The sequence below is a fragment of the Nonomuraea maheshkhaliensis genome (assembly GCF_039529435.1).
Lineage (GTDB): Bacteria > Actinomycetota > Actinomycetes > Streptosporangiales > Streptosporangiaceae > Nonomuraea > Nonomuraea maheshkhaliensis.
In genome coordinates this window covers 1-4,113 of sequence record NZ_BAAAMU010000264.1, presented here as the reverse complement: position 1 = coordinate 4,113, position 4,113 = coordinate 1, and the positions used below count along the sequence as shown (strand labels likewise).

Below are 4,113 nucleotides of genomic sequence, written 5' to 3'. Positions count from 1 at the left end.
GTGACCTCGAACCCCGCCGTCCCGGGCGGCGCGGACCCGGCGCGGGCCACCGGCCGGGCCGGCCCGGCCGGCACGACCGGGGCCGGGGAGTTCGGGAACGGTTCCGTCCCCGCACGCGGCCCGGCTCCCGCGAACGCCGCCGAGCCGCCGCGCAGGCCCGTGCACGGCCGGGTGCAGGGGAACGCGACCGTGCCTCCTCAAGGCGGACCCGGAGGCGGCGAGGGCCCCTCCAGGACCGCCGGCCCGCCCACCGGCTGGAGCGTCACCGTTCCGGCCCAGGAGGCGGACGAAGATCTCGACGGCCTGCCGATGCGGATCCCGCAGGCAAGCCTCGCTCCCCAGCTGCGCGTCGACGCCCGCCCCGAACGAGGGGCGCGGGCCGGACGCTCGCCTGAGGAGCTCGCACAGCTCATGTCGTCCATGCAACGCGGCTGGCAGCAAGGGCGCCGCCAGGCCAAGCAGGAGCGAGACATGCAGAACGGAAAGGACGACCAACCCCATGCCTGACCCCAGAAGTGAACTGAGCTGGCTGCTCGACGACCTCATCCAGCGCGTCCCCGGTGTCCGGCACGCCATCGTGCTGTCCGCCGACGGGCTGTCCATGGGCAGCTCCCGCGCGCTGACCAGGGAGGACGCCGAGCACCTGTCCGCCATCTCCGCCGGCAGCCACAGCCTCGCCATGGGCGCGGGACGGCACTTCGGCATGGGCGGCGTACGCCAGACGATCATCGAGATGGACGAGGGCTTCCTGTTCGTCACCGCCGCCGGTCAGGGCGCCCGGCTGGCCGTGATCGCCACGGCCGACGCCGAGCTGGGCATGGTCACGTACGAGATGGCCCTCATGGTCAAGCGGGTAGGCGAGCACCTGTCCGCGCATCCGAGGGGAGCGGCACCGGCACCGGCCTGGAACGGCGTGAGACCATGACCGGGGAGGATCCCGGGCCGCTGATCCGGCTCTTCGGGCTGACCGGCGGCCGGGCGCGGCCGCAGGGGGAGGCGTTCGACCTGGTGGCCATCGTCACGACGGCCGCCGACGCCGGCGATCCCACGGACCTGATCCCCGAGCATCGCGCCGTGCTCGCCCTGTGCCGCAGGCCGACACCTGTCGCGGATGTCGCGGCGCACCTCAGGCTGCCGCTGAACATCACCCGGGTGATCCTGGGCGACCTGCGGGGCGAGGGGCTGGTCACCATCGACCGGCCGCGCCCCGCCGCCCAGACGATCGATGAACGCATCTACAGGGAAGTGCTGCATGGACTACGCAGCCTCTGAGCCGGGGACGACCGCGGTCGCCTCGGCCTTGGCCATCAAGATCCTCATCGCGGGCGGCTTCGGCGTCGGCAAGACGACCCTGGTCGGTACGATCAGCGAGATCCGGCCGCTGCACACGGAGGAACTGCTGAGCGACCGGGGCATCGGCGTGGACGACACCTCGGGCGTGGAGTCGAAGACCACCACGACGGTCGCGCTGGACTTCGGCCGCATCACCATCAGGGAAGGACTGTGGCTCTACCTGTTCGGGACGCCTGGGCAGGACCGGTTCTGGTTCATGTGGGACGAACTGGCGCTGGGGGCGCTCGGCGCGGTCGTGCTCGCCGACACCCGGCGGCTGCAGGACTGCTTCCCCGCGGTGGACTATTTCGAGCAGCGCGGGATCCCGTTCGTGGTCGCGGTGAACTGCTTCGACGGCGCCCGCCGCTACGATCCGGGCAAGGTACGGCGGGCGCTGGGGCTGAACGAGGTCATCCCGATCGTGCTGTGCGACGTACGGCAGCGCGCGTCGGTCAGGGACGTGCTCACGACGCTGGTCACGTACGCGGTGAAGGGGCTCGGCGCCGGAGTCGGCGGCTGAGCGGCGGCCGGCGGTGACCGCGGCTCAGGCTCCGCGCGCGGCCCGGTGAGCGTGGCGGTGCGGGGTGCCCCCGCCGCACCCCGCCGCCGCCGAACCGGTGTCTTCACCGGCGTCTTCACAGGTAGGGGCCGGCGCCAGGGCCCGGCGGGCGGTCCTGGCGGCCGGCGGGCGGAGGGCCGGCCAGTTGCTGGAAGCTCATCCCGATCTTGATGCCCTGGAAGACGCCCTCCAGCCACCCGACGAGCTGGCTCTGCGCGATCCGGATCTCCGCCTGGCTGAGCACCTCGGACGACGGAGGCAGCAGACGTTCGAGCTCGTCCCTCAGCTCCGGCGCGACCGCCCCGCCGATCTCCTCGACCACCCGCGCGTGGATGTGGCGCAACTGGTCGCGGGCGTGCTCGTCGAGGGAGAGCCCGCGGGCCTCGTCCAGCAGCGAGCGCGCCATGGTGCTCACGCGCAGCAGTCTGGCCGGCTCCTTCACGCGCCCGAGCTCGGCCTGCGCGGCCTCGCGCGCGTCGGTGGGCCGGGCGGGCCCGGCGGGCCCGTCCGGCGGGCCGGGAACAGCTGCTGATGTCATGTCGGCGTCCTGTGGGTCGCTGATCGCTCGCAAGCGCGGTCACGAAGGACCCTGCCCACGTACGCGCCGCTCACGCCACGTGATCGTCAGCCGACTCTGCGGGCGTCGCCCCTGACTCCCGCGCGCTCGGCTCGCTCGGCCTCCAGCCGGCCGACCCTGCTCGGTCCCACCCCACCGGCGCCCGTGAGGCAGGTGGGCGCCACCTGCTTCATGGTGCCGGTGCGGACGAGCGCGTCGGCGACGTACCACTCCCGGTCCTTGTGGATCTTGTCCCACAGCCGGGTCGGCCCGTACAGCCCGACGATCTCCTCACGGGAGATCTGGCAGTAGATCCGTACCGTGGTGCCGTTCCGCAGCTGGCCGACGATCGGGTACGCGGTGCTGGGGCCCGTGCGGATGTTGAGCATCCGGCCGTCGGTCTCGACCGTCCCGTACTCGGCGGCCAGCGCGGGTGGCGCCGCGATCACTCCGGCGAGCAGGGCCGCCACCGCCGCCGTCCCGGCGACCCGGGCGGCCCGCCACGACCTCGCAGTACCCATCGGACGACTCCTCTCCAGTCCTCCACCATCGACACTCCGATCATTGACTCCCATCAACAAGACCGTCATGTCGGCAAAAGGCACCACAGGGCGCTGTCCCCCATCCGGCCCGCGCCGCCTGACGGCGTGACCGCGACCGTGCTGCCTCGGTCCGCGCCCCGGTCCGCGCGTCAGGCCCTCAGGTAAGGCCGATCAGGTCGGTGTAGCCGTCGTTCCACAGGTCTTCGAGCCCGTCGGGCAGCAGCAGCACCCGGTCGGGCCGCAGCGCGTCCACGGTCTCGGGATCGTGCGTGACCATGATCACGGCCCCGCGGTAGGCGCCCACAGCGGCCAGCACCTCCGCCTTCGACGCCGGGTCGAGGTTGTTGGTGGGCTCGTCGAGCAGCAGCACGTTGGCCCGGGAGCTGACCAGCCCGGCCAGCGCCAGCCGGGTCTTCTCGCCGCCCGACAGCACCCCGACCGGTTTGTCCACGTCGTCGCCCCCGAACAGGAACGACCCCAGCACCGCCCGCACCTCCCCGTCGCTCAACTGCGGGGCGGCCTCGGTCAGGTGCCGGCCGACCGTGCAGGCGGGGTCCAGGGTGTCGTGCTCCTGGGCGAAGTAGCCGAGCCGCAGCCCGTGACCGGGCACGACCCTTCCCGAGTCGGGCCGCTCGTGCCCGGCCAGCAGCTTGAGCAGGGTGGTCTTGCCCGCGCCGTTGGGGCCGAGGACCACCAGCCTGCTGCCCCGGTCGACGGCCAGGTCGATGCCGTCCAGCACCGGCACGCCACCGTACGACTTGGTCAGGCTGATCGCGCCGAGCGGCATCCGGCCGCTGGGGGCCGGGTCGGGCAGCCGGACGCGGGCCACCTTCTCGGCGCGGCGGACCGGCCGCGTGCCGGCGAGCATGCGGTCGGCGCGGCGGGCCATGTCCCTGGCGCGGACCGCGGTGGCGGACCTGGCCCGCATGCGGTCGGCCTGCGTCCGCAGCGCGGCGGCCTTGCGCTCGGCGGCGGCCCGCAGGTGCGTCCTGCGCCGCTCGTCGGCCTCGCGGTCGGCCAGGTACGCGTGCCAGCCGGTGTTGTGCACCTCAAGCACGCCCTGCTCCACGTGCCAGACCCGGTTGATCTCGTCGGCCAGCAGGACGGTGTCGTGGCTGATGAGC

Annotated in this window: 6 protein-coding genes and 1 pseudogene; 4 read left to right on the top strand and 3 right to left on the bottom strand. The window is 73.2% G+C overall.

The genetic code is table 11. The features are described 5' to 3' along the window. The 4 genes and pseudogenes from ABFX54_RS56085 to ABFX54_RS56070 form a co-directional block, all read left to right on the top strand. Positions 1-507: pseudogene (locus tag ABFX54_RS56085) on the top strand (hypothetical protein); the annotation flags it as partial. Continuing rightward, a complete protein-coding gene (locus tag ABFX54_RS56080) occupies positions 500-925 on the top strand; it encodes a roadblock/LC7 domain-containing protein (RefSeq protein ID WP_106245737.1) in 426 nt (141 codons plus the stop codon). The pseudogene ABFX54_RS56085 and the gene ABFX54_RS56080, both read left to right, overlap by 8 nt. After that, entirely contained in the window at positions 922-1,272 is a 351-nt protein-coding gene (locus ABFX54_RS56075) for a DUF742 domain-containing protein (RefSeq protein ID WP_346115520.1), read from the top strand. Before ABFX54_RS56080 ends, ABFX54_RS56075 begins: the two co-directional genes overlap by 4 nt. Next, a complete protein-coding gene (locus ABFX54_RS56070) occupies positions 1,253-1,852 on the top strand; it encodes a GTP-binding protein (RefSeq protein WP_346115519.1) in 600 nt (199 codons plus the stop codon). The genes ABFX54_RS56075 and ABFX54_RS56070 overlap by 20 nt, the downstream gene beginning before the upstream one ends. Positions 1,853-1,967: 115 nt before the next feature. Here ABFX54_RS56070 and ABFX54_RS56065 read toward each other — a convergent pair whose 3' ends face one another. From ABFX54_RS56065 to ABFX54_RS56055, 3 genes are all read right to left on the bottom strand, one after another. Beyond that, on the bottom strand, positions 1,968-2,429 hold the full coding sequence (locus tag ABFX54_RS56065) for a proteasome activator (protein WP_346115518.1): 462 nt from the start codon (positions 2,427-2,429) through the stop codon (positions 1,968-1,970). A gap of 86 nt (positions 2,430-2,515) precedes the next feature. After that, a complete protein-coding gene (locus ABFX54_RS56060) occupies positions 2,516-2,968 on the bottom strand; it encodes an SH3 domain-containing protein (RefSeq protein WP_346115517.1) in 453 nt (150 codons plus the stop codon). Between the two features lie 178 nt (positions 2,969-3,146). Further along, a partial coding sequence (locus ABFX54_RS56055; RefSeq protein WP_346115516.1) for an ABC-F family ATP-binding cassette domain-containing protein occupies positions 3,147-4,113 on the bottom strand: 967 nt, incomplete at its 5' end.

What these genes read in the sequence shown, in the direction of transcription:
- ABFX54_RS56080 (WP_106245737.1), top strand. Translation starts at nt 500, where the DNA reads ATGCCTGACCCCAGAAGTGAACTGAGCTGGCTGCTCGACGACCTCATC.
- ABFX54_RS56075 (WP_346115520.1), top strand. Translation starts at nt 922, where the DNA reads ATGACCGGGGAGGATCCCGGGCCGCTGATCCGGCTCTTCGGGCTGACC.
- ABFX54_RS56070 (WP_346115519.1), top strand. Translation starts at nt 1,253, where the DNA reads ATGGACTACGCAGCCTCTGAGCCGGGGACGACCGCGGTCGCCTCGGCC.
- ABFX54_RS56065 (WP_346115518.1), bottom strand. Translation starts at nt 2,429, where the DNA reads ATGACATCAGCAGCTGTTCCCGGCCCGCCGGACGGGCCCGCCGGGCCC.
- ABFX54_RS56060 (WP_346115517.1), bottom strand. Translation starts at nt 2,968, where the DNA reads ATGGGTACTGCGAGGTCGTGGCGGGCCGCCCGGGTCGCCGGGACGGCG.